At 39.7% G+C, this 24,422-nt stretch carries 22 protein-coding genes; 2 read left to right on the top strand and 20 right to left on the bottom strand.

The window, feature by feature from the left end:
- Positions 1-15 precede the first annotated feature (15 nt).
- The 14 genes from rpsG to mraZ form a co-directional block, all read right to left on the bottom strand.
- The gene (gene rpsG, locus HXT55_RS05775) at positions 16-486 is read right to left on the bottom strand and encodes a 30S ribosomal protein S7 (protein WP_004112309.1); all 471 of its coding nucleotides are present in this window, start codon (positions 484-486) and stop codon (positions 16-18) included.
- Between the two features lie 3 nt (positions 487-489).
- Positions 490-861: a 30S ribosomal protein S12 gene (rpsL, locus tag HXT55_RS05780; protein ID WP_003813881.1), complete on the bottom strand. Its 372-nt coding sequence runs from the start codon at positions 859-861 to the stop codon at positions 490-492.
- A gap of 279 nt (positions 862-1,140) precedes the next feature.
- Positions 1,141-2,274, bottom strand: coding sequence for a cell division protein FtsQ/DivIB (locus HXT55_RS05785; RefSeq protein WP_004575091.1), 1,134 nt, complete (start codon positions 2,272-2,274; stop codon positions 1,141-1,143).
- Positions 2,275-2,338: 64 nt separating this feature from the next.
- Entirely contained in the window at positions 2,339-3,850 is a 1,512-nt protein-coding gene (gene murC / locus HXT55_RS05790) for a UDP-N-acetylmuramate--L-alanine ligase (protein ID WP_004112295.1), read from the bottom strand.
- Between the two features lie 2 nt (positions 3,851-3,852).
- A complete protein-coding gene (locus tag HXT55_RS05795; RefSeq protein WP_004112292.1) occupies positions 3,853-5,079 on the bottom strand; it encodes a UDP-N-acetylglucosamine--N-acetylmuramyl-(pentapeptide) pyrophosphoryl-undecaprenol N-acetylglucosamine transferase in 1,227 nt (408 codons plus the stop codon).
- 132 nt (positions 5,080-5,211) lie between these two features.
- Positions 5,212-6,540: an FtsW/RodA/SpoVE family cell cycle protein gene (locus HXT55_RS05800; RefSeq protein ID WP_004112291.1), complete on the bottom strand. Its 1,329-nt coding sequence runs from the start codon at positions 6,538-6,540 to the stop codon at positions 5,212-5,214.
- Positions 6,527-8,104 carry a UDP-N-acetylmuramoyl-L-alanine--D-glutamate ligase gene (murD, locus tag HXT55_RS05805; protein ID WP_004112290.1) on the bottom strand — a complete coding sequence of 526 codons (1,578 nt, stop codon included), beginning with the start codon at positions 8,102-8,104 and terminating at the stop codon, positions 6,527-6,529. Before murD ends, HXT55_RS05800 begins: the two co-directional genes overlap by 14 nt.
- A gap of 77 nt (positions 8,105-8,181) precedes the next feature.
- Positions 8,182-9,285 (bottom strand): phospho-N-acetylmuramoyl-pentapeptide-transferase, encoded by a 1,104-nt coding sequence (gene mraY / locus HXT55_RS05810; protein ID WP_004116897.1) that lies wholly within the window; start codon positions 9,283-9,285, stop codon positions 8,182-8,184.
- Entirely contained in the window at positions 9,282-11,012 is a 1,731-nt protein-coding gene (locus tag HXT55_RS05815) for a UDP-N-acetylmuramoyl-tripeptide--D-alanyl-D-alanine ligase (RefSeq protein WP_004122305.1), read from the bottom strand. Before HXT55_RS05815 ends, mraY begins: the two co-directional genes overlap by 4 nt.
- A gap of 93 nt (positions 11,013-11,105) precedes the next feature.
- On the bottom strand, positions 11,106-12,350 hold the full coding sequence (locus tag HXT55_RS05820) for a hypothetical protein (RefSeq protein ID WP_004112287.1): 1,245 nt from the start codon (positions 12,348-12,350) through the stop codon (positions 11,106-11,108).
- A gap of 28 nt (positions 12,351-12,378) precedes the next feature.
- A complete protein-coding gene (locus HXT55_RS05825) occupies positions 12,379-14,472 on the bottom strand; it encodes a peptidoglycan D,D-transpeptidase FtsI family protein (protein WP_004112286.1) in 2,094 nt (697 codons plus the stop codon).
- Positions 14,472-15,104, bottom strand: a complete 633-nt coding sequence (locus HXT55_RS05830; RefSeq protein ID WP_004116905.1) for a hypothetical protein — start codon at positions 15,102-15,104, stop codon at positions 14,472-14,474. The genes HXT55_RS05825 and HXT55_RS05830 overlap by 1 nt, the downstream gene beginning before the upstream one ends.
- The gene (gene rsmH / locus HXT55_RS05835) at positions 15,104-16,165 is read right to left on the bottom strand and encodes a 16S rRNA (cytosine(1402)-N(4))-methyltransferase RsmH (RefSeq protein ID WP_004116906.1); all 1,062 of its coding nucleotides are present in this window, start codon (positions 16,163-16,165) and stop codon (positions 15,104-15,106) included. The genes HXT55_RS05830 and rsmH overlap by 1 nt, the downstream gene beginning before the upstream one ends.
- An 11-nt stretch (positions 16,166-16,176) precedes the next feature.
- A complete protein-coding gene (gene mraZ / locus HXT55_RS05840; RefSeq protein ID WP_004115702.1) occupies positions 16,177-16,950 on the bottom strand; it encodes a division/cell wall cluster transcriptional repressor MraZ in 774 nt (257 codons plus the stop codon).
- A 230-nt stretch (positions 16,951-17,180) separates the two neighbouring features.
- Here mraZ and HXT55_RS05845 point away from each other — a divergent pair, with 230 nt between their 5' ends.
- Positions 17,181-19,457, top strand: coding sequence for a HelD family protein (locus HXT55_RS05845; RefSeq protein WP_004112275.1), 2,277 nt, complete (start codon positions 17,181-17,183; stop codon positions 19,455-19,457).
- A gap of 74 nt (positions 19,458-19,531) precedes the next feature.
- On the opposite strand, the gene nrdR is transcribed toward HXT55_RS05845, so the two are convergent.
- The 3 genes from nrdR to HXT55_RS05860 are packed head-to-tail and all read right to left on the bottom strand — an operon-like array spanning position 19,532 to position 20,640.
- Positions 19,532-19,981 (bottom strand): transcriptional regulator NrdR, encoded by a 450-nt coding sequence (gene nrdR / locus HXT55_RS05850; RefSeq protein ID WP_004116911.1) that lies wholly within the window; start codon positions 19,979-19,981, stop codon positions 19,532-19,534.
- 53 nt (positions 19,982-20,034) lie between these two features.
- Complete coding sequence (locus HXT55_RS05855) at positions 20,035-20,226, bottom strand: hypothetical protein (RefSeq protein ID WP_004112270.1); 192 nt, start codon at positions 20,224-20,226, stop codon at positions 20,035-20,037.
- Positions 20,227-20,271: 45 nt separating this feature from the next.
- Entirely contained in the window at positions 20,272-20,640 is a 369-nt protein-coding gene (locus HXT55_RS05860; RefSeq protein ID WP_004112269.1) for a LysM peptidoglycan-binding domain-containing protein, read from the bottom strand.
- A gap of 171 nt (positions 20,641-20,811) precedes the next feature.
- On the opposite strand from HXT55_RS05860, the gene lexA reads away from it, so the two are divergent.
- Positions 20,812-21,531 (top strand): transcriptional repressor LexA, encoded by a 720-nt coding sequence (gene lexA, locus HXT55_RS05865; RefSeq protein WP_004574960.1) that lies wholly within the window; start codon positions 20,812-20,814, stop codon positions 21,529-21,531.
- A 163-nt stretch (positions 21,532-21,694) separates the two neighbouring features.
- Here the strand turns inward: lexA and HXT55_RS05870 are convergent, their stop codons facing one another.
- The 3 genes from HXT55_RS05870 to HXT55_RS05880 form a co-directional block, all read right to left on the bottom strand.
- Positions 21,695-22,174 carry a GreA/GreB family elongation factor gene (locus HXT55_RS05870; RefSeq protein WP_004112265.1) on the bottom strand — a complete coding sequence of 160 codons (480 nt, stop codon included), beginning with the start codon at positions 22,172-22,174 and terminating at the stop codon, positions 21,695-21,697.
- Between the two features lie 66 nt (positions 22,175-22,240).
- Positions 22,241-22,648, bottom strand: coding sequence for an FKBP-type peptidyl-prolyl cis-trans isomerase (locus tag HXT55_RS05875; protein ID WP_004112263.1), 408 nt, complete (start codon positions 22,646-22,648; stop codon positions 22,241-22,243).
- A gap of 235 nt (positions 22,649-22,883) precedes the next feature.
- Positions 22,884-24,368, bottom strand: coding sequence for an L-serine ammonia-lyase (locus HXT55_RS05880; protein WP_004112260.1), 1,485 nt, complete (start codon positions 24,366-24,368; stop codon positions 22,884-22,886).
- Positions 24,369-24,422 lie beyond the last annotated feature (54 nt).

Below are 24,422 nucleotides of genomic sequence, written 5' to 3' on the forward strand. Positions count from 1 at the left end.
CGATTATCTTGTGGATTACCAGCGATAGTGAGCAAAAGCCTTGTTTGCTTCTGCCATCTTGTGGGTATCCTCGCGGCGCTTTACAGAAGCACCCAAGCCATTGGAGGCATCGAGAATTTCGTTAGCCAAACGCTCAGCCATAGTCTTCTCACGACGAAGGCGGGAGAAGTCTGTAAGCCAGCGCAAGGACAAAGTGTTTGCACGAGCAGGCTTAACTTCGACTGGCACCTGGTAGGTTGCACCACCGACGCGGCGGGAACGAACCTCAAGGCTTGGACGAATGTTATCGAGAGCGCGCTTCAAAACAGAAACTGGCTCCTGCTCGGTCTTTGCCTTCACCTGCTCAAGAGCAGTGTAGACGATGTTTTCTGCGATGGACTTCTTGCCATCGAGAAGAATTTTGTTAATCAACTGAGCCACGACGGTCGAGCCGTAGATTGGATCAGGAAGCAGCTGATGCTTTTTTGCAGGTCCTTTACGTGACATGTTTTACTTCGCCTTCTTTGCTCCATACAGGGAACGACCCTGCTTGCGGTCCTTAACACCCTGGGTATCGAGAGCACCACGCACGATGTGGTAACGCACACCTGGGAGATCCTTCACACGGCCACCGCGCACGAGCACAATGGAGTGCTCCTGCAAGTTATGACCTTCGCCTGGAATATAGGCGGTTACTTCAATACCCGAGCTGAGGCGCACACGAGCAACCTTACGAAGCGCAGAGTTTGGCTTCTTAGGAGTGGTGGTGTACACACGAGTGCACACGCCACGACGCAACGGGCTACCTTTCAAGGCCAAAGTCTTTGACTTCTTAGGCTTGGCCTGACGTCCCTTACGGACGAGTTGTTCAATCGTAGGCAACTTAAGTTCTCCGATTCATTGTTATCTTCTATTTGGTGAAAACCGCCACACTGCAGCACACCTTAAACCATGAATCGGTTAAAAGAGTAAAAGCCACAGTCCACCGGCCCGATGGCCCTCATGCCTCCAGCCACGCATTACTGCGCGCTATCCTTGGCACTTGGGATATCCCAACGAGAACACCTATAACATAAGGCGCACCGTTGGCACACACGAATTACTATTATACATCTTTGCTTGACAATTAAAATACGCTTAAATAAGATCCGCTTAAACGAACTACTTTAAAATAGGTCTCGCGGGAGCAGAAACATCAAGACGTTGCCTGTTTCCAATTTTGCTAGGATCATTGATAATCACGTCTACAATCGCCTTTTTAAGATCTAAATCTGAAGAATCACCCCAAACAATTACACGATGAATTTCTACGTTAGAAACAGTGGAAGAAATCTCAGTTTCAACAGAATCCTGAGTTCTGGCACTAACTCGCATTACATGTGAACGAAAATCTTCAGACAAAGAACTTACAATTTTCAACGCCTCACGTACAGCCTTACTGCTCAAACTCTTGTGAACGTCTGTAACTTCAATAACTGGAATTCCTGTAGTAGGAACATTTTCAACTGCATTAAGAACTCTACCTTTAACGTCAACAGCTGTTAATTTTTCACTACCGTGAGATTTAAGTATCGCAGCAGGCTTTTGCGCTCTAACCGTTATTTGCAATCCTTGAGGGAATTTTTTTGAAACCTTAGCTTCTGTAACACCAGGTATGTTATTAAGTTGCTCAATTATTTCTTGAGATGACACTAAAAACAGCGATTTATTTACCTGATTAGATGCAATAGACGAAATTTTTTGCTCACTAACCCATTCGTTAGAGCCAAAAATACTAATATTTTTAGACTTAAGTCTAAATACAGGAGAAAAGAATAGAACCCAACATAGCAATGTTATAGATGCAATTATCAGAAAACTATAGAGAAATCTCAACAGAATCGTACGTAAACTAGCGAACTTTTTTTCTTTTTCTCTAGCACTGAAATCTATAACTTTAGGCCTAGAAACAATACCTAATGGCCCAGCGGTTGAACGCAAAGTCTGTTTTACAAAATCAACTACAGAAAGTCTCCTAGCATCTACAAAAGTGTTCTTAGAAGCATTATTTTTTGTAGATTCACCCGATACAGAAAACTCTGCAGTTACAGAAGACGCAGAAGATTTAGATGCAGTTGTAGGCACGGAAGATGTAACAAACTCAATAGAACTATCAGATGTAGTTAAATTCGATTTTGCTGTTCTACCTTTTTTGCGCAATGATTTTTTAGAAATCAGGTTACGATTTTCCGCATCGTTTCCAGTCGTACTAGATACAGTACGACCTTCAGACTTGCTAAAAATCACACGCCCCATACACTACCTCTTAAATCAGCTTACGACTTTTATCTGCTTTAAAATTTTATAAACTCTTATAAACTCACAAACTTTTGTAACTCAATGCTTCAAGCATAACAGATGTCATAGCTGTGATACTTCCTGCTCCAACAGTAAACAGAACATCGCCATTTTTTGCTCGACTAGCCAATTTTAGAGCACCTTCACGCATATCTTCCACTGCCTCGATATTAGACGTAATATCATCTTTCCTAGCTACATCAACAATAGTTGACGCGTGAATATCTGGGAAATCTTCCTGTTTTTCTCTAGCTGGGAAAATTCCAGTGACGATCACGTCATCTGCAAGAGATAATGCAGATGCAAATTCATGCGCAAAAGAGCGAGTTCTAGAAAACAGATGCGGCTGGAAAAGAACACGAATACTAGCATTCGGATATCTTCTTCTTGCAGCGCGCAAAAGAGCATCTATTTCCGTAGGATGATGCGCGTAATCGTCTACAACCGTTACTCCATTAACACACCCACGAATATCGAATCGCCTAGAAGCCCCACGGAAACTAGAAGCACCATCTGCCGCATCTTTAGGGCTCATGCCTAAAAGCATCGCAGCAATAATAGCAGCACATGCGTTCCTAGCATTATGCAATCCTGGAATTATAAGATTAACATCTATAAAATCGCCATTAAATTCAATAACAAACGATTCACTTCCGCTACCCGTTTTTTCACTTTCATGCTCAATAAAGGCAAATTTTACAAAACTTTTCACTCGATCATTCAGCAAAGAAACATTATCTTTATTACTTGTGTAAACGATTGTTTTTTTAAGAGAATCATCGCTTAAAGCATCTAAAACGGCACGAGCGCCATCATCATCTGCACAAATCACAATATGCCCAAGAGCATGGCTTAAATGTTCAACAAAAGCCGAGCGATAATTTTGCGCATTTCCATAATGATCCAAATGATCCGCTTCAACATTTGTAACAATTGCAATATACGGATTATATTTTTCAAAGCTGCCGTCGGATTCATCCGCCTCTGCAACCATAACGATTCCGCTGCCAGCATGCCCTCCGTCTATTTCACCACCATCTTGTGCTTGAATAGATCCACCAATCGCATAACTCGGGTCTGCTAGATCACCTTTACCACAAACTCGCAAAATATGTGCTAAAAGTGAGCTTGTTGTAGTTTTGCCATGCGCTCCAGCAACAGTTACTCCCCTTTTAGCACTTAAAAGCAAGGATAAGATGTCGCTTCTGTGTACAAGTTTCACACCATTTTGATAAGCAGCAATAATTTCAGGATTACTCGGCTTAATCGCGCTAGAATACACAAGAATATCGGAATTTTTTATATGACTTGCACTTTGACCTATTTTTACATTTATTCCAAGTTCTTCTAAGCGTCTTGTGTGGTCATTTTCTTGACAATCACATCCACTTACTTCCACCCCTTCTTCGTGTAGCATTTCTGCCAAAACGCTCATTCCAGCTCCGCCTATTCCAATAAAGTGAACAGAGCCTAACGAAGATATAGTCTGGTCTGCTTCAAATGCTGAGCGCATAGGATTCATATTAATATCCATAATTATCTTCTGCTTTCTTTTGCAATATCAAGAATATATTTTGCCATTACACTCGCAGCATCACGAATGCCATATTTCCAAGATTTTTCACGCATTTGTTCAAGACGATTTGTATTGTCAAGCAATTTCAACACATTGTCACGAATCCAATCAACAGTAAAATCAGAATCGCTAACCATAATCGCTCCTCCTGCATCCACAACAGGCTGTGCGTTAAAACGCTGCTCACCATTACCAATCGGCAGCGGAACGTAAATTGCAGGAAGACCAATAGCAGATATTTCTGCAACAGTACCAGCGCCAGACCTACAAATCACCAAGTCTGCACAAGCAAAAGCCCAGTCGATCCTCTCCAAATATTCACAAATATGATAATCACCTAAACCTGCATGCTCTGGCTTAACGTCGTTTATTTGATTAAGACCAGCCACTCGCGCAACATTATCTTTAACTTCTTTAGACTTTCCAGAACCCGTAAGATGAACTATTTGAGCACACTTAAGCAAATCGCCAGCAGCAATAGAAACAGAATCGTTCAAACTTTTAGCACCTAAAGACCCACCTGTAACAAGTACAATAGGTCTACTTGGATCTAATCCAAGCTTTTTAGCACCTTCTATCCTAGCTAAATCAGAATCTTGTGTAATTTGTGCGCATAAATCAGATATCGCTTTTCTAAGAGGCAAACCGACTCGTAACGCTTTTGTGCACGAACCTAATTTTGAGCATAAACCAGTGCCATCATAAACACAACCAATCATGTTAGCCCAACGCGCACCAAGTTTATTTGCCATTCCAGCACGAGCATTCTGCTCATGAATAACAATAGGCAATCTCATGCTGTGAGCTTGCGAATAAACAGGAGCAGAAGCATAACCACCAAAACCAACAACAACATCAGCGCGTCTTTTTTTCAGTATTTCACGAACCTTATTCTTTTCACGAACCCATTTAAAAGGAAACTTAAACATGTATAAATTAGGTTTTCTAGGAAAAGGAACTTTCTCAATGACATCAAGCGATAAACCAGTTTGTGGAACAAGAGTCTTTTCTAATCCAACATTAGTTCCAATAACACTAATTTTTACAGATTCATCTAAATCTTTTAACGCGCTAGCTACAGAAAGAAGAGGATTAACATGACCTGCTGTTCCGCCCCCTGCTAAAACAACATGCAAAGAATCTTCATCGACATTATCGACAGAGGAATCAGAGTTCACATCTTCCATATAAACCACCTACATTCGAGCTAGAGTGAATCTAAAATAAATTTAAATCAATCTAAAACCACTAATTATAATAATTTCTAACCTAATCTAAAACTTTAATCTAAGACTAAACAATTAGACAATAACCAGACTTTAACGTTTATTGTCATCCTCACTAGAAACTGACTTAATACTGCTATTAACACTAGGCTTAATATAAGGGTTACTTCTAATAAAACAGTCCGCAACACCAATACTCAACAAGCACATAACTAAAGACGAACCACCAGCAGAAATAAACGGCATAGGAACACCCATAACAGGAAGAACTTGAACCACAACCAATATGTTTATTAAACCCTGACCTACAATCCATGTAGCAATACTTATAAGAGATATCGAAACAAACTTACTATGAGATTGCAATGCGGAAGTTAACAAACACCATCCAATAACAATATAAAGAAGAATCACACAAGACGCTACAAAAAATCCCATTTCTTCGCCGATAATCGCAAAAATAAAATCATTATGAGCATAAGGTAAATAATTCCATTTTTCTCGAGAATTACCTATGCCAACACCCATAAGACCACCAGAAGCCATAGCATATTGCGCATGAATAGCTTGGAAGCACACGCCTTTTATAGACTTAGCATCACAACCATGGATAGTCGCAAGAATACGCCTCATACGATTTTGACTAGTAACAACCAACAATAAAACAGCTGCAGATGCAGATATAAGAGCGATAACGAGCCACTTTGTAGGGAATCCTCCTATATAAAATGCGACTACGGCTATAAGAAGAATAATCAACGCAGTACCAAGATCTTTACCAGCAACAACAAGAAGCAATGAAACTCCGAGAGCCACTACAGACGGAATGTATGCGCGCATTTGAACACGCTCATAAGCTTTTTTAGCCAGTACAAGAGCCATAGGAAGCCAAATACATATAGCTAACTTGGTTATTTCTGCGGGCTGCATTGTAAAAGGACCTATTTTAATCCAGCTAGCATTACCATTAACCTCATGTCTAATTCCTGGCACAAAAGTCAAAAATTGCATAAAAACAGATATTGCGTAAATAATAATAATCTTACTTTTATAGAAATCGACTGGAAGACGAGAAACAATCAAATAACCAATAAATCCAATAATGCAATAAATCAATTGACTTATTCCAGAACCCCAAGGACCTGCTCCATAAGTAATCATAGTCACTGAGGAACTTGAAAAAACCATAAATAAGCCGAAAACAGAAAGCATTGCAACAGATATTCTTAAACCATACAAACACCATAATGGATTAAATATGCTACGAATACCAACGTATTGTTTAAAAGCATGACTGTTTTCATTAAAAGTTTCATACGCTCTTGACGATTTAGTAGAACGCTGTTTTTTACTAGAAGAAAACAATCGCAAAGGCTTTTTATTAGCATTGTTAGGATTAGATTTTTTGCTATTCACGTTCATGACTATTAACCCATCGCTCAGATTCTTTAGCAAAACGAGATCCGCGATCCGCATAAGACACAAACTGATCCATTGATGCACACGCTGGAGCCAGCAACACAACATCTCCTTGTTTTGCATAGCGTCCGGCAGCATCAACTGCTGTAGAAATAACTTTTTGACCTAGAGAAGGATCTGGGCTAATAGTCTTATCGTTTTCCACTTTTTTAAGAACAGAATCATCCGCATAATCAAAAGATTCACAACCTGTTCCATCTGGAGAAACAATAGTTACTGGAATATCTTTTCCATTAGCATTAAGAGCTTCTATAATCGGTTTTTGATCTACACCAATCACAACAGCAGCCTTTATAATACTTCTATTATCTTTAACTAGATCTTCAAAACAACCGCCTTTTGCAAGCCCCCCAGCGATCCAAATTACAGATTTTTTACCAAAACTAGAAATAGATGCTGCTGCAGCGTGAGCGTTAGTAGCCTTTGAATCATCTACAAAACGAATCGAGTGTTCAGGAAGATCATCGTTAGCATTTAAAGTTGCAACAGTTTGAATCCTGTGACCTCCTGGAGCAAAGTTACACAAAGCTTTTACAGCATTTTCAACATCTGGATTCAACCCTAATGTAAGAGCTAAAGCAGTCAAAGCATCTGCAAGAAGATGAGGATATACGCTTCCGTCTGGTTCGCATAAATGCTTAAGATCCCTTAGCTCCACTAATTTAACTGGATCTCCAACTTTTCCGCCAGCAACACCACTCTTATCTACAATCCAACCATTTTCAACACCTATTTCTCCAGATTCTGGAGGTTCAAGTGTAAAACCAATTTTCTTACAACCATCTTCTACTTGAGCGTTACTTGCAAGTTCACTTACTCTAGGATCCTGAGCATTATAAACAAGAGCCTTTTTAACCCCATTAAAAACTTTAGACTTGTCTTTTGCGTAAGCTTCAATCCCACCGTGCCAATCTAAATGATCCGCAGCAATATTAGTAATAGCTGCACAATCTAATCTCATCGAATTAGTAAAATGAAGCTGGAAAGAGCTTAATTCTACACACAAAACATCATGTTCTGATTCCATAGCAGCGTGAGAAACCGATTTTCCAATATTTCCTACTGCAGGAGCATCAAAACCACAAGCAGTTAGCATTTCGGAAGTCATCTCTGTAGTGGAAGTTTTTCCATTCGTACCAGTGATTCCAACCCAAGGTGCAGGATTATTGGTTTTATCTGAGTTTACACGAACAAGCCAAGCAAGCTCCACTTCACTAATAACTGGAATATTACGCTTCTGCGCTTCTAGAATAAAAGGTGTACGAGGATTAAAAACAGGAGATGTTACAACAGCATCTATATTATCCCAATCAATCTTGGAAAAATCGTGTACCTGAGCCTCTTCCTTACGCTCATCTGCAGTAATCGCTGTAGCACCAACAGATTTAAGCACTTCTACAGCACCAATGCCAGAAACACCAAGACCCGCCACAAGAACATTATTGAATGGGAACTTCTTGTGGAACGACAATTCCCTAAGCAAGCAATCTTCTGCAACGCTGCTCATATTATTTAACCCTCACCAATTACCAAGTAGATACTCAATTACTAAGTCAATGCTAATCGTTAAGTCAGAACTAATCGTTAAATCAGTAACCCAGAATGACCAGCCCAATCCGCATAAAACATCATCAATGCAGAAAGTACAAACATAAGCTCAATCATCCAAAAACGGACAACGACTTTACCTTCTGCCCAGCCAACAAGCTCAAAATGATGGTGTATAGGAGCCATTTTAAACACTCGCTTATGCGTAAGCTTAAAACATCCAACCTGAATTACATCACTACATGCTTCTATAACAAATAGTCCGCCCAAAATAACAGCTAGGAACTCGGTATGAGTAGCTATAGAAAGAGCAGCAAAAAGACCGCCTAATGCCAATGATCCCGTATCTCCCATAAATACCTGAGCAGGATTTGAGTTGTACCATAAGAATCCAAAGCAGGCAACAGCTGCACAAACAGCAATAATAGTCAAATCAAGAGGGTCAGATACTGCGTACGAGAAACCAAAATGACCGCCACCTTTAACGTGGTAACTTTCCCAGAACGCAATCATAGCGTAACCAGCAAAAGCAATCATTGAAGAGCCAGAAGCTAAACCATCTAAACCATCTGTAAGATTTACAGCATTAGACCAAGCCGCCATCAAGAAGTTAACCCAAATAATAAAAACCACAATTCCTACGACTTGCCCAAACATTGAAAAATCAAGGAATGGTTTTTCAATAAAGCTCATACCAGCCTGAGCACTAGCAATACCAGACTGAGTTGGTAGCATTAGAGCCAAAAGTGCGTAAATGCTTGCAAAAATAATTTGACCAACCAGCTTTGCACGAACCGAAAGACCAAGATTCTGTTTTTTACGAACTTTTGCAAAGTCATCAATGAACCCAAGGAAACCCATAGAAAGCATTGCAAAAAGCACAAGAACCGCAGACCAAGATGGAGTACGCCCAACAGAGAAGTATCTGTAAAGAGCAGAAGCAGCCCAACCAACTACAACAGCAAGGTTTATAACAACACCTCCCATTGTAGGAGTTCCACGTTTAACTAAATGAGATTGTGGACCGTCCTGACGAATGTACTGACCGTAATTTAAACGGTGTACTAAGCGGATTAAAAGCGGCGTACCGACAATAGTAACAATCAGCGATACCACAATTCCCACGATAAGCGCAATCACAGGTTAACCTCCGTATGTTCATTAAGACTCTCATTAAGTTTAGACCAGCGTTCAGCTAACACGCTCAAGCCTGAAGCATGAGACCCCTTCAATAACACAACACTACTCGAATGCGCGGCCACAAGGTTCCACACAACGTTATCCGCCTCAGTGCAATCATGAACAAAATATACGCCATTTTCAACATCAAGGCTCTTATTCTGCCAATTATCTTTAGCACCTTTATAAATGCAACCAGCTAGTTCATCTAATTTTTTATCAAACTTAGAACCAACAGCTATTAGCGCATCAATATTATGCTTTGCAACATATTCGCCTATTGATTCATGCATATTATTCTCATTAGAACCAAGCTCTAACATAGATCCAAGAACTGCTATTCTAAAAATATTATTCTTTTTACTTGTTAGATCTTCTTCAGCATTAACGTTTAAATTATGTAAGTCATGATTTTCATAAGAACACAATCCATCAATTCCAGCCTTCATGGAATCAGGGTTTGCATTGAATGAATCGTCAATAAGCGTAAAAACATTATTATTGTTAGAAATTTTAGAAAGCTGCATTCTATGCGGACTAATATGCGAAACTTCATGCAAAACTTTAGCAATACTCTCAAGATTCATTCCAAAATATCTTGCCACATTAGAAGCAGCCATTGCATTCATAACATTATGCTGTCCCTGTATAGCAAGATGGACTCTAACTGAGTTTTTAAACTTATCCTCATTCTTCTCATTAAGAACAAATTCTGCACAACCCATTTCATCTAATGAAATATCACTTGCAGACAATTGGTAATTGCCATTGTTAGATGCGTCAAAATCACCTTCCGTATTGGTGTTTTTACCAAACCAACGCAATTTATCTTGATCAGCTAAAGAACGCATTGCAGATACTCGAAAATCATCAGCATTTAAAATTGCTATTCCGTGTGCAACAAGACCTCTAACAATCTCACTTTTTGCCTGAGCAATTCTTTCTACAGAACCAAACTCACCTAAATGCGCAACACCCACCTTCAATACAACAGCTAAATCAGGAGGAGCTATTGTGGTTAGTTTTGCGATTTCGCCAACATGATTTGCTCCCATTTCTGCAATAAGGAATCTCGTGTTTTCATTTACTTGCAAAGATGTTAACGGCAAACCAATTTCATTATTAAAAGATCCAATTGGTGCAACAGTGTTACCGAGCGTTGAAAGAAGAGCCTTGAGCATATCTTTTGTAGTGGTTTTTCCTACTGAACCAGTTATGCCGATAATACTAAATGGTGTATTTAACGCGCGGCGACGCTCAAGATTGTGTTTTGCTAAAAGTCCAAGAGCTTCAACCGAATTTTCAACAACTATTTGAGCAATTTTACTATTATTAGACTCATCTAACTTTACAAAATGCTCCACTATTGCAATTTTTGCACCAAGTTCTGCAGCTTTTTGAACAAAATCATGACCATCAACACGATCGCCTGGTATTGCTACAAATATGGAAGAATCCACAACTTTACGAGAATCACTTGTTGCATAAATAACAACATCATTATCTGAAATAACAACATCATTATCTGTTATGCAAAATTTCTCAGAAGTAATACTATGGTTTTCTTTTACTAAACAACCACCTATAAAAAGTCTGCCATTAACCGCAGCAGCTACTTCTCTAACACTCATAGGCATCATACGCATATTATTGGTCGTTGTATTATTGCCCAAAGTCTTATTTTGCATCATAACCTCGTTATTTTCCCAACATTGGTTTCATTTGCTTTGCAACAAATCTATTAATCATCAACACGTTTCTGAACACTACTTTAATTAACACTACTTTAATTCATGAGACACTCGTAACGCGCTTTTAATAGTTCCTCTTCTAACTCCAGCTGCAAGAACCATCGCTATTGAAAGAGAAAGATGTTTGTGAACATCCTTGCCACCAATCTGATCTGCTAAAGCAGCTAACTCATCTGATTCACGGGAACGCATAACGCAATAAGATCTTTCATGACTTACAAACCCATAACGTTGTTGAAGAGTATAAAAACTTATTACTGGTCGCGCGGACTTCATACTTTCTTCATCTATAGCGGAATCATCATTTTGATTTTTGATAAAACTATTTTCGTAATGTTTATCAGATTTATTAGCAGAAGTTCTATAAGAAGAAATATCAGATACGCTATCGGATTCACTATGAGATTCACTATCGGAATTAAGTGATTCGACTTTTTGCTGCGATTTTGAATTCTGATTTAATGTAGTATCAGAATCATACTTCTTTTTATTATATGAATGATTATCTGCATTATCATCTGCATGACTTGCATGATTTGCATGACTATCAAATTTTGAAGTATTAGAGTAAGGATCAGAATAAGAAGAGTCGCTTGCATATAAGTCAAGGCTTCCAGCCATTGCTAAAGCATTATTGCTTTCAACTCCAAGGACATCAACGTTAACAGACTGCAATGCATCTTTACTAAGAGTTGCAGAATTTAATGCTATTACAACAGCTGCAGCGCCATCTTCTACACACACAGACAAGTTATGCTGTATATCAATTATTCCCATAGGATACTCTAAATCTAACTCTCTTTGAAGAGAGCTAGACCCAGCTGCACTAATAATACCAACTGGATTGCCGAGCATATGAAGAAAATCAGCCAAACGTATAACATTTGCGTAAATCTCATCATCACTATCTCCTGCAACTGCAAAAGTTGCTATAAAAGATGACGGATCGCAATTAACATCACAAGCTAGCTTACCGAGAGTTATTGGATTATTAGAAGATACCAGCAGAGGAATGCCTACACTCATTGCTTCAGATCTAAACTCTGGAGGAACCATTGCAGCATACGCTCCAGCATCTCTAGCAGCCTCTAATTGTCTCTTATCTACTCGAGATGAAGGAACAAAAAGACAACCTGGTTTAACACTTCTAACATCACAAGCTAATGATGTAATAGTCACACCAGATGCAAAGGAAGGAATTACCTCAAAACCATACTGTTCAGCAGCAAAACCAAGCGTCACTCTGGTTCTGGAAAATTCATCAACAGCATTCATACTCGCACTCGCCCTTATTTGTTGTATATCACCATTCTACAGCAATAGGGTTGCTACGAGGAGTAGAAACTGGAACATCATACTTTTGCATCAAGAATTCTCCAATTGCTTTCAAAAGAGGTGCTGCTGCAACAACGCCGAAAGTTCCCTGAGGATTACTTAATGCCACTGTAATAGCAAATCGTGGATTATCCACAGGAATGACTCCAGCACAATCTGCAACGATAGAACTTAATCCTCCACCGAATCCCGCTACTTCTGCAGTACCACTCTTAGCAGCAACACGGTATCCATTAATTGATATAAAGTTCTTGTAAGATTCCGCTGTGCTTTCCATAGCATTCAACATTTGCGATGCTACATGTTCATCCAAAACGCGAGTTGCCTGAGGTCTCTTGTGCTCTGAAACACGTCCATGAGGATCTATTACAGATTTGATTATTGACTGTTGGAGCCTTACACCCTTGTTCGCAATAGTCGCAATAGCATTAGTAATTTGCAAAGCGTTAGTGGCATAACCCTGACCAAACAAAACAGTGTTTTGCTTACGACCATCCCATGCTTGTACGCTTGGAAGAAGACCAGGAGATTCACCTTGTAAACCTAAACCAGTATATTGCCCAATTCCAAACTTAGACAAAAACTCATAACGCTTGTTATTAGGATATTTTTCGCCAGCTAAAATCATGCCAACATTAGAAGATTCCTTTAAAATTCCAGCTAATGTTAAACGTTCAATACCATGACTGTGAGAATCATGGAAAACCTGACCTTGTTTGTCTATTGTCCCTGGAACTGAGAATTTGTCGCTGAGTTGACGCGCACCAGATTGAACCATTCCAGCCATGGCAAACACTTTGCCTATAGAACCTGGCTCAAAGATCTGGCTAACCGCTTTAGAAACAGATGCTCTAGCAGCTGAAGAACCAGCTTTAATATCGTCAGTATCTTCTAACGCAAGAATCTCACCAGTGCGAATATCCTGAACAACAGCAATTCCCCATCCAGCTTTGTACTGCTTCATTCCGTCAAGAAGAACTTTTTTAACGTACCAATCTACATCGCTGTCAATGGTTAACTTTATGTCATTACCATTTACAGCATCTTTATATTCGCTAACAGTGCCAGGAATTTTCTCATTTCCAACATTGTTTCCCTGATACTTTTGATATCCATCTGTACCAGTTAAAACTTTATCTTGCGAAAGCTCTAATCCAGATTCACCTATTTCGCCTCTTCTACCCTTTGCCTCTGGTCTAGAGCTTTCTTCGGCATCTTTGACAGAACCAATTAGGGCACCCAAAATAGGACCACTTGAATACACTCGTTCACTACTGTTTTCTGCATAAACACAACCAGAAAGGTTGAGTTTGTCAATTGCACGCTTAACAGAAGGCTTCACATTCCTCTTGATAACTGCGTAACGACCCAATCCAGAAATCTTTCCGCCGATTTCAACAGAGCTCATATGAAGAATTGGAGCTAAAAGACGTGCCACCGCCACGGCACCAGTACCTTCAACATCCTTACCATTAATCGAATGACAATTACCAGCAGTTTGTTTTGTGCAAGGAGTAGGTTTAAACGCCTGCGCATTCATAGGATCAGCAATTATATTGTATCTTTCAACACTTTGAGCAAGAACTGAACCGTTTGTATCTAAAATACGACCTCTTCTAGCAAGAATTGGTTTTGTCCTAATACGTTCTGCTTGAGCCGCCTGAGCAGTAGAACGAGCATTAATAAGCTGTATAAAACTAAGTTTTACTATTGCACATGTTGCAACAAACGCAAAAATAATTGCAACAATTACGCACTTCTTTGCAAAAACTGTGCTATTCATCGCAGCAGTCTTATTAGCAGCAGACCGATTATAGGATCCGTAAGCCTCATAAGAATTCGCATTGTATGTGCTGGCCTTTTTAAACCTTGTAAATTGCGATTTTCTTTTAATCAGCTTCAGTAAGCTAAAAACGCGACTAATACCATCTTTTAGAGACTTACTGGTTTTTGAAAATCCACTGGAATTGCTTGTTCTATTAACTTTGTCTTTAATAGAATTAACAACTCCATTAACTTTGCCTGAATATTTGGCGAAACGTTGCTTGATTTGGCGGCTCATCAATGTTTCTCCTTATCCTTTGGTTTTTGCTGTTTAGATTGTTGTTTAGATTGTTGTGAATCATGCGCCTGCTGTTTGGGCTGCGACTTTTGATTCTTGAGATTAGCCTGTGTTTGAGCTTTCTTAGCATCAAGCATTGCTTTTTCAGCTTTCTTTTTATTTGCATAATCGCTTAAATCAACGGTTATTGCACCTTGCTGCGGAACCATTCCCATCGTTTGCGCTTTTGCTGGAAGATCAGCCTCTAAAGTATCTAATTTTGTTTGAGCTGTTTCTACATCTTGACGAAGCCTAGAAATACTCGATTGTGTAGCAGCTTGTTCAAAAGATATTTCTGCCATTTTTGTGCGCAACAATAGAGATGTTGTAGGAGTGATTACTAAGAACAAAACAACAATAATCACATTAAAAAGAGGCGCTTTACGAGTATTGCTCCACTCTATAACCTTATGCAAGCGGTTCATTACTGTGTAAGATCTGCGGTCTGATGCACTAAATACCAATGGAAGGGATTTTAGAACACGATTTTTCCTTGAATCTCCAACAACTTTTTCTTTTACACGACCTGCAGGAGCTGCTGTTGCAGTAACAGTAGACAATCCAGGAGCACGGTTTTTTAATGGCTTAATCATTAGAACCTACCCCCTTTTTTATGTGCAAATCGTATAGTCGAAGAATTAGATGATTCTTCAATACCTTTAGAAATAGATTCAAATTCCTTAATCCAACGTTCTGGAATATCTCGAATCAGTTCCACTGCACGCAAGCGAACAGACGAAGACCTAGTATTATTTGCTATTTCTTCCTTAGATGCTTTCACAGCTCCTCTAGTTAGCGACCTAAAGAAAGGCTGTGCATCTGCTGGAACAATAGGCATATTCGCTGGAACATCTACTTCTAAGCCATTGTTCATGAATCTTTTAACCGCAATATCTTCCAGCGAATGATAAGATTCAACAACAATCCTGCCACCTTGATTTAAACGCAGAGCCAACTTTGGTAATGTCCTAGCAAGTTTGTCTAATTCTCCATTAACCTCAATGCGAAGAGCTTGGAAAACTCTCTTAGCTGGGTTTCCTGGAGCACGATGAGAACGAGGAATGACGTTATCAACTAATTCAACCAGCTGACCAGATGTGGTAATCGGAGTCTCTTCACGAACTTGAACAATTTTGCGAGCTATTGGACCAGAAAAACGCTCTTGACCATATTCTCGGAAAATATTCGCAAGCTTATGCGAATCATAAGTCGCGAGAATAGTCGCAGCTGTTATGCTTTGTGTAGTGTCCATTCTCATATCTAATGCAGTGTTGTGAGAATATGAGAATCCTCTATCTTCTTCGTCTATTTGCAAGCTAGAAAGTCCCAAATCCATAAATGCTGCATCAATATGGTAGATTGCTAAATCTTCAAGAACTTTGTCGACTTCATCAAATGCTGCATGTACTGGAATAAAACGTTCGTCTAATCCTTCTTCACGCATTCTTTTTATAGCTAGCTCAAGAGCTTCGCCATCTCTGTCTATGCCTACAAGCGTTGCAAGAGGAGCCGATTTAAGAAAAGCTGTTGCATGACCAGCAAGACCCAGCGTGCAATCCACAACAACAGAATTCTTGTGGTTTAACGCTGGAGATACTAGATTTACACAATCGTCGAGCAATACTGGTGCGTGTATTGTAGATAAGTCCTTCATCGGATCACCTTTCATTGGATCACCGCCGGAAGAACATCATCTGCAATATCTGCATAATCTTGCTCACGATCTGCAAGGTATTCGTTCCAAGCAGACTTATTCCATATTTCTGCGCGAGTGCCAACACCAATTACAACAATCTCGTCTCCAAGATTTGCGTAATCTCTTAACATTGGTGGAACTACTATGCGTCCCTGCTTATCTGGTTCTTGATCTACAGCGCCAGAAAGAAACACTCGCAAATAGTCTCTTGCAGACTTATTGCTCATAGATGTGCGCTGAATCTGCGTTGTAATACGTTGAAACTCTTGCATTGGCAGTACGTATACGCAACGTTCCTGACCACGCGCCATAACAAAACCATTCCCTAATTGAGATCTAAATTTCGCTGGTAAAGCTACACGACCTTTTCCATCAATTTTTGGAGCATATGTACCAAGAAGAATTGGGGTTTGATTCTGTTGCTGATTCTGATTGCTTATGCCATTACCACGAGAATCTTCATTATTCGGTAAAGGAGTGGAATTAAAAGCCGAATATGGAGCCTGGTTAATGGGTTGCGCAAAAGGAATCTGCTGCATTGGCGGAATCTGCTGTGGCTGATACATCTGTGGCATCACATAATAAGGCTGAGCGTACGCTTGAGGATTTTGCATTGGCATATGCATTTCCTGAGCATTAGCTTGAGCAATATTTTGTGAATCACTGTCAGAGAGATTTTGAGCATGCATAAAGGAGGAATTGGCTTTATTCTGCGCATTATCATCCGCATTATTACGAGCCATAACTCCACCTCCTTTTCAACATGCAATATGCCACTTGCACATCGTTCACCATTTTACCCCATTCCTCACCAAAAATCCCCACTTTTTATAAAAAAATAATATTTTTTTTTCATAAAAGTGCCACTTTATGCATTCGTCGCAAAAACTTTCTTAGAAAATACCGTGTATAAGCCTCGAGATATACTTAAACGCCTAGTTTTTAGCTCAACATTTAAGAAGAACGGACACAAATGTCTACGTACTCCTCACAACTTAGCGAAGAACAACAAGCAGTTGATTGCGCTTACGGACGCTTGGATGACTTGCGTTCTACGGTTCGTACAAGACTTGACGCTGTACGAGCTGCAGGATCACACGGGTCGCCTACTCAGCGCACCGAACGTGATTCATTTGCAACAATGTATGAGGATCGGTTAACTCAACTTAGAGCCGTAGAAGACAGACTTGTGTTTGGAAGACTTGATGATCGCGAAGGAACAAGACACTACATAGGTAGGATTGGTCTACTCAGTGAAAATCACGATCCTATTCTTACAGATTGGCGAGCAGAAGCTGCGCGACCATTCTATGAGGCAACGCCACGTCACCATGGAAACATCGTTATGCGTAGGCATATAACTCTTAAATTCCGCGAGGTTGTTGGAGTTGAAGACGAGATTCTTGATATTCATGCAGACGAGGTAAACAAGGCTTCTAAGCAGGGAACTCTAACAGGCGAAGGTGCTTTGCTAGCTTCACTAGGTTCTCGTAGAACTGGAAAAATGACGGATATTGTTGCAACTATTCAAGCTGAACAAGACCGCATTATTCGCGCTCCTCTTGACCATACTATTGTTGTACAAGGTGGGCCTGGTACTGGCAAAACCGCAGTAGCATTGCACAGGGCAGCATATCTTCTTTATACACATCGTAGAAAGCTTGAAAAATCAGGCGTTCTGATTGTAGGACCAAGCTCGGCATTCTTAAGATACATAGATCAAGTTTTGCCTTCTTTGGGTGAAACTGGTGTTGTAAGTAGAACAATTTCTGATTTGATCCCAAATGTTCATGCTGTTGCAGAAGATACTCCACATGCGGCAAAGCTTAAGGGAATGTATCGCATGAAAAACGTTATTCAGAACGCTGTTTGTGCAAGAATACGTGTTCCTAAAGATTTACCAACGCTACGCATAAACGGGTTTGCTGTACAACTCAAAAAAGAGGATATTGAGCTTGCACAATCAGATGCTCAACGAACACACCAACCTCATAATCAGGCTCGCAAAACCTTCGTAAAGTCAGTTATAAGTTCACTTAGAAATAGATACCTAGAACAGTTAGATTACACTCCTTCGCAGTCTGAAATATCCGATATTACATCTCAGCTTCGTATGGAAGAGAAACTTAAGATTACTCTGAATCTTGCTTGGCTCCCTATGACTGCCACGTGGCTTATTGACCAGCTGTTTTCTAAACCTGAACAACTTCGCATATATGCTCCTTGGTTAAGTGAAGACGATATTTGTGTATTAACTAGACCAAAAGGTAGTCCTCTAACTCGCTCTGATATACCGCTTCTTGATGAGGCTATGGAGCTTCTAGGTGCAGATCCAAAAGTTGAGGCACAAAATGCTGCAAATGCTCGCAAAAAGCTCGAAGAGCAGCAATACGCTTCTGAAACACTTGCTCAAAATGGCATTGGAAATGGAATCGTCACCGCAGATATGCTCATAGAGAACATTCAAGGTGACGATACAAGCATTGTAGCCAATCTTGCTGCGTCAGATAGAGAGTGGACTTATGGTCATGTGGTTGTAGATGAAGCTCAAGAGCTTACAGCAATGGATTGGCGAATGCTAATCCGTCGCTGCCCTTCTAGATCATTTACAATCGTTGGTGATGTTGCTCAAACATCCGCTTTAGGTGGAACGCATCATTGGCAAAAGAATATGAGCTCACTGTTTGGAGATGCAAACTGGGATCTTTACGAGTTGACCATTAATTATCGTAACCCTAAAGAAGTTTCAGATGCTGCAGGAAAAGTGGCAAACAACTCTGGATTGTACATTTCCACAGTTAATGCTGTACGATCTGTTCCTGATTCTCTTGTTACCCATACACTTAAGCATCAAGATGAACTAGATAGAACACTTTCAAAATATTGCATTGATTTGTTTAAAGAATTCGTATCAGAAGATGGAAGTGGTCGCGTAGCGATAATAGTTCCTAATGAACTATTAGACCATACTGATAAAATCGTTAAAGATACTCTTCGTAAAAATCTTTCCGATAAAGAATACAATCGTATACTTCAACAGAATTCAGACGATAGTCAGATTAGCGTTTGCACGCCTGAATACGTTAAAGGATTAGAATACGATGCCGTAATTCTGATGCAACCTTCTAAAATAGAACAAGAAGCAGCATCTATGCTTACAGCAGCAGCAAATCTGTACGTTGCTATGACAAGACCAACACAGCGATTAGTCATCTTGCGCACACAAGATGATGCTGATTTTTCAAAATAAACACAAAAACACTAAACCCGAATAACCTAGTACATTGTTTGACCTATTGAAATATATGGGTCAAACAAGAAGGGTTATTGCTTACTCTTTTTAAGATCCTCAATGGCTTGTTCAAAATCCTTCAAGCCAGCGAAGTTCTGATATACACTAGCAAAACGAAGATAAGCTACCTCATCCAGTTCTCGCAATGGTTTCAATATTGCTTTTCCAACTTCTTCAGATGTAACTTGCGCTAATCCGCGAGCACGCAAATCAGCTTCAACTTCCATTCCCAACGTCTTTAAAGCTTCAGAGTCTATAGGTCTACCCTGACAAGCTTTTCCTACACCAGCAACCACCTTTGCTCGGTCGAATGGCTCAATTGAACCAGATCGTTTCATAACAAGCAGTTGAGTAGTTTCAACTGTCGTAAAGCGGTTGCCACACATCTGGCATTCACGTCTGCGACGAATCGAATATCCATCTTCACTAATTCGCGTATCGATAACCTTAGTATCGGAATTCTTACAAAAAGGACAATGCATACATCTAGCATACTAAAAATTATTAAAATATGTTATATATGCTTTAATATTTGTTATATAAATAAATCGATTTTTTCATATTTTTGTCCATATTCTTGATAAATTTTACCAATAAATACCTGAATTGATGGATATAAAACCATATCTGCAATTACTCGTACCCTTGTTTCATATATCGACGAAGCCATAAATACAACATTGTTATGATCTTCATCATACGAGTCACATTCGCAAATCCAATCCATATAAACCTCCATATTTTAACTATCGAATAAAATTATCTACATTGATTAATCATATATAAACGGCACTTTTATAGACTGACCTACTTCTAAATCTGCTGAATCTAAATTATTAATTTGCATGAGATAATCTACAGAATCAGAAATATTACTGTCTTTGTTTGTTATAGTTTTTGCATAACTCCATAAAGTATCTCCAGGACGAACAGTGTATGTTACAAAAGATTTTGACACTGCAGAAACTGCTGGCTTTGGAGTAAAAATAATCCATGCAAAACACACTAAAGCAACAAAAACAATAAATCTAATAAAAGATTTACTATACTTATTTCGCTTTAAACAAGTTTTATCTACGCAAGTACCGTTGTTCGCAAACTGACTATATAAAGCACCAGTTGCTTTTGATCTCTTATGCATAATTACCCTTTCTCACAAATTTAAATCAATATAAATCCATATGAACATTTGTTCTATCGAACAGGTGTATCAATCTTGACACATCTGTTCTAAAGATGCAACGGCGTGTCGAACATATGTTTGATTTTTTTGCGAGTTTGTCATAGAATAAAATCATCGAAAGGAGACACCATGAATATCAACACAAACGAGATTAGTGATTCCGCGGCGCACAACACAGAACCGCTAACAGATCGTCAGCGCAAAATCATGGATGCCATACAAAATTGCCTTGAAGAACATGGATTCCCTCCATCATTTAGGGAAATAGGCGAAGCTGTAGGCTTAAGAAGTCCTTCTTCCGTAAAACATCAATTGCGAGCCTTAGAGATGAAAGGACTAATAAGAATAAGCGCCAATAAAGGGCGTGCCATTGAGGTTATTGGAGATTTCTTAAAGAAAAATAAGGAAAAAGCTCATACACTGATTACAAAATCAGCAGTAGACGTGAGCATGTACAACAACGACTCATTGATTCATTCACACGACGTACCACTTGTTGGGAGAATTGCGGCTGGAACACCTATAACAGCAGAGCAACACGTTGAAGATGTTATGAGATTGCCAGAAAGACTTACTGGAAGCGGAAATCTGTTTATGCTAGAAGTGCATGGAGATTCAATGATTGATGCGGCAATCTGCGATGGAGATTACGTTGTTGTACGAGAACAAAATGAAGCGACAAATGGAGATATAGTTGCCGCACTACTAGATAATGAGGCTACTGTAAAAACGTTTAGAAAAGACAATGGTCACGTCTGGCTTATGCCACACAATCCAGCGTATTCACCTATTGATGGGTCACATGCAAAAATAATGGGTAAAGTTGTTACTATCTTAAGAAAAATTTAACGTTTTAAGCAGAGCTAGAACTAAATTTCTAGCAAACGCAAAACATTACAAATACTCTCTCAATATGTAAAACAAACAATAAAAAAATCGCTGTGACCAGCAGCTATAAAAGCTTTAAAATCACAGCGATTAAAGAATAAATTTTCCAGTCACATAGAATTTATTATGCGAGAGGATGAGAATCCTTGATAGTTACAGAAATCTCACGACCATTTGGAGCAGAATAGCTAACAGTATCACCTGCTTTAGCGCCCATTATTGCAGCACCAATTGGAGATTCTGGACTAATAACATCGTAATCTGTAGCAACAGCAATATCGCGAGAGCCAAGTACATAAGTCATTTCTCGGCCAGCAAGCTCCAAAGTTACAAGAGAACCATTTCCAACACTGCCAGCTTCTGGAGCTTCGAGAATCTTAGCATTACGAAGCTTAACAATAAGCTCGTTAATACGACCCTCATTCTTGCCCTGCTCCTCACGAGCAGCTTGATAACCGCCATTTTCAGACAAATCGCCCTCAGCTCGTGCAGCAGCAATACGTTCAGTAATTTCATCACGATACTCGCCTTCGCGATGAGCCAATTCTTCCTTGAGCTTATCGTAAGCTTCCTTAGTCAACAAAATCGTTTTTTCTTCAGCCATTTTGTAATCTCCTTAATAAAGAACAAAGAATAAAACAGCAAATTAAAAATCAATCACACGCAATATTCATCGCGTAGAAATAATATCGATCACAAACACAAGAGTGTCTGAACCACCAATTCCAGCCTGAGGAACTCCGCGAGAACCATAACCGTACTCAGGCGGAATAGAAACAAGAAGCCTAGAGCCAACATTATGACCTGGAACAGTACGATCCCACCCCTGAATCACCTGACCAACGCCAATGCCAAAACTTGCTGGCCTATGACGATCAAAGCTAGAATCAAACGGCTTATCCGCACCCCAAACAACACCATGATAATTAACAGTCACAGTATCTCCAGCGCGAACTAAAGGACCATTACCTTCTACTAACTCAACAACCTTAAGCCCCGCTGGCGGCTCAGACGCTGGGAACGTCACCGTTGGCGTAGTACCAAATTCCGCAACTACTTCTGGCATATCCTGTGCCATATTGCCCTCCTTTATAATCTTTTCCAATCCCTTACAGCCATATGTAAATGCTTAAAACATTTGCAAAAATCAACTAATGTTTAATAGCATTATCCAAAAACTTCAAACATTATAACAGTTCTGTAATCTTATAGCGTGATTTAGATTAGCACTCAACCGCTACCTATGCCAATAATATAAAGTTAAATCCTAATCTAATCCAAAATTTAATTTAGGATTCAATCTAACATTCAATCTAACATTCAACAACGTTTACGGCGAGTCCACCTTTAGATGTTTCCCTGTACTTAGACATCATATCTTGACCAGTTTCCTTCATTGTTTTAATCGCATTATCAAGGCTAACAATATGCGAACCATCACCTAGCAGAGCAATTCTCACAGCATTAATCGCCGTATTAGCAGCCATAGCATTGCGCTCAATGCAAGGAATCTGCACCAAACCGCCAACAGGATCACAAGTCAAACCAAGATGATGCTCAATACCAATTTCCGCAGCATTTTCAACCTGTTCAGGAGTGCCGCCAAGCACCTCACATAATCCAGCAGCAGCCATAGAACACGCGGAACCAACTTCTCCCTGGCATCCAACTTCTGCACCAGAAATCGAAGCATTGCGTTTAAACAGGTATCCAACAGCGCCAGAAGCAAGAAGGAATCTTACAATTCCATCTTCACTAGCACTATCTACAAACCGCCAATAATATTGCAAAACAGCTGGAATAATTCCAGCAGAACCATTAGTAGGAGCCGTAACAATACGACCACCACCAGCATTCTCCTCACTCACAGCAAGTGCAAAAAGATTAACCCACGCAGAATCGGAGCTTTCTAAAGCTGAATCAGCCCTACGATGATTCTGACGAAGCATATCTGAATTAGCAGCAAGACGAGCATACATATTGGGAGCACGCCTAGGAACATCAAGTCCTCCAGGGAGAATCTCCTGTTTAGAATTACAACCATTTTCCACACACTTGCTCATAACCTTCCACACATGTAGCAAATAGGAGCGAACGTAATGCGCATCTCCCTCATGCAAAGCAAGCTCATTTTGCCAAACAATATCACTTATATTCTTATGTTCTTTTTTGCAAATTGAAATAAGCTCTTTACAAGTCGAGAAAGGATAAGGAACAGTTGAATCATTGGAAGAATTTACGGAAGAATCGCCATTTACAGAATTATTTGTCGAGTCAGACTTAGAATCATCAACATTATTCGCATCGTCTAAAACGCGATCATGCAACCCAACCATTGCATCATTCGCGTTACCTTTGCGAATAAAACCACCTCCAATTGAATACCAAACTTGCTCGTCAACAGTATTACCTTGAGAATCAAAAGCCACAAACCTCATGCCATTAGGGTGTGCAACCATGCGCTTCCACTTTTCAAAAATCACGTCTGAATCGTAATCAAATTCAATAGTATGACTATGAGCAAGAGTCAAAGTACCAGTTTTCTTACAATATTCGCGAATAGTCATCATGTGTTCTGTATCAACATCGTCAGGTAAATTACCCTCCAAACCTGCAACAGAAGCACGATCCGTGCCATGACCTAAACCTGTAAGAGACAAAGAACCGTACAATGTAACATGAACTCGCGCAACATTATTAAGCTTTCCACTTTCCTTCAAAGAAGTAACAAAAGCGTTCGCAGCGCGCATAGGACCAACAGTATGAGAAGAACTAGGTCCTACACCAATCGAAAACATTTCTAAAATACTGAACACATATACATTGTAAGCATAATTTCAAAGTCACGACAC

It is taken from the genome of Gardnerella sp. KA00718 (assembly GCF_049244285.1).
In the GTDB taxonomy this organism is placed as follows: domain Bacteria; phylum Actinomycetota; class Actinomycetes; order Actinomycetales; family Bifidobacteriaceae; genus Bifidobacterium; species Bifidobacterium vaginale.

Excerpts from the sequence above, each read along its gene's own strand:
- rpsG (WP_004112309.1), bottom strand. The coding sequence starts at position 486 with ATGTCACGTAAAGGACCTGCAAAAAAGCATCAGCTGCTTCCTGATCCA.
- HXT55_RS05785 (WP_004575091.1), bottom strand. The coding sequence starts at position 2,274 with ATGGGGCGTGTGATTTTTAGCAAGTCTGAAGGTCGTACTGTATCTAGT.
- murC (WP_004112295.1), bottom strand. The coding sequence starts at position 3,850 with ATGGATATTAATATGAATCCTATGCGCTCAGCATTTGAAGCAGACCAG.
- HXT55_RS05795 (WP_004112292.1), bottom strand. The coding sequence starts at position 5,079 with ATGGAAGATGTGAACTCTGATTCCTCTGTCGATAATGTCGATGAAGAT.
- HXT55_RS05800 (WP_004112291.1), bottom strand. The coding sequence starts at position 6,540 with ATGAACGTGAATAGCAAAAAATCTAATCCTAACAATGCTAATAAAAAG.
- murD (WP_004112290.1), bottom strand. The coding sequence starts at position 8,104 with ATGAGCAGCGTTGCAGAAGATTGCTTGCTTAGGGAATTGTCGTTCCAC.
- HXT55_RS05815 (WP_004122305.1), bottom strand. The coding sequence starts at position 11,012 with ATGCAAAATAAGACTTTGGGCAATAATACAACGACCAATAATATGCGT.
- HXT55_RS05820 (WP_004112287.1), bottom strand. The coding sequence starts at position 12,350 with ATGAATGCTGTTGATGAATTTTCCAGAACCAGAGTGACGCTTGGTTTT.
- HXT55_RS05825 (WP_004112286.1), bottom strand. The coding sequence starts at position 14,472 with ATGAGCCGCCAAATCAAGCAACGTTTCGCCAAATATTCAGGCAAAGTT.
- HXT55_RS05830 (WP_004116905.1), bottom strand. The coding sequence starts at position 15,104 with ATGATTAAGCCATTAAAAAACCGTGCTCCTGGATTGTCTACTGTTACT.
- rsmH (WP_004116906.1), bottom strand. The coding sequence starts at position 16,165 with ATGAAGGACTTATCTACAATACACGCACCAGTATTGCTCGACGATTGT.
- mraZ (WP_004115702.1), bottom strand. The coding sequence starts at position 16,950 with ATGGCTCGTAATAATGCGGATGATAATGCGCAGAATAAAGCCAATTCC.
- HXT55_RS05845 (WP_004112275.1), top strand. The coding sequence starts at position 17,181 with ATGTCTACGTACTCCTCACAACTTAGCGAAGAACAACAAGCAGTTGAT.
- nrdR (WP_004116911.1), bottom strand. The coding sequence starts at position 19,981 with ATGCATTGTCCTTTTTGTAAGAATTCCGATACTAAGGTTATCGATACG.
- HXT55_RS05855 (WP_004112270.1), bottom strand. The coding sequence starts at position 20,226 with ATGGATTGGATTTGCGAATGTGACTCGTATGATGAAGATCATAACAAT.
- HXT55_RS05860 (WP_004112269.1), bottom strand. The coding sequence starts at position 20,640 with ATGCATAAGAGATCAAAAGCAACTGGTGCTTTATATAGTCAGTTTGCG.
- lexA (WP_004574960.1), top strand. The coding sequence starts at position 20,812 with ATGAATATCAACACAAACGAGATTAGTGATTCCGCGGCGCACAACACA.
- HXT55_RS05870 (WP_004112265.1), bottom strand. The coding sequence starts at position 22,174 with ATGGCTGAAGAAAAAACGATTTTGTTGACTAAGGAAGCTTACGATAAG.
- HXT55_RS05875 (WP_004112263.1), bottom strand. The coding sequence starts at position 22,648 with ATGGCACAGGATATGCCAGAAGTAGTTGCGGAATTTGGTACTACGCCA.
- HXT55_RS05880 (WP_004112260.1), bottom strand. The coding sequence starts at position 24,368 with ATGTTTTCGATTGGTGTAGGACCTAGTTCTTCTCATACTGTTGGTCCT.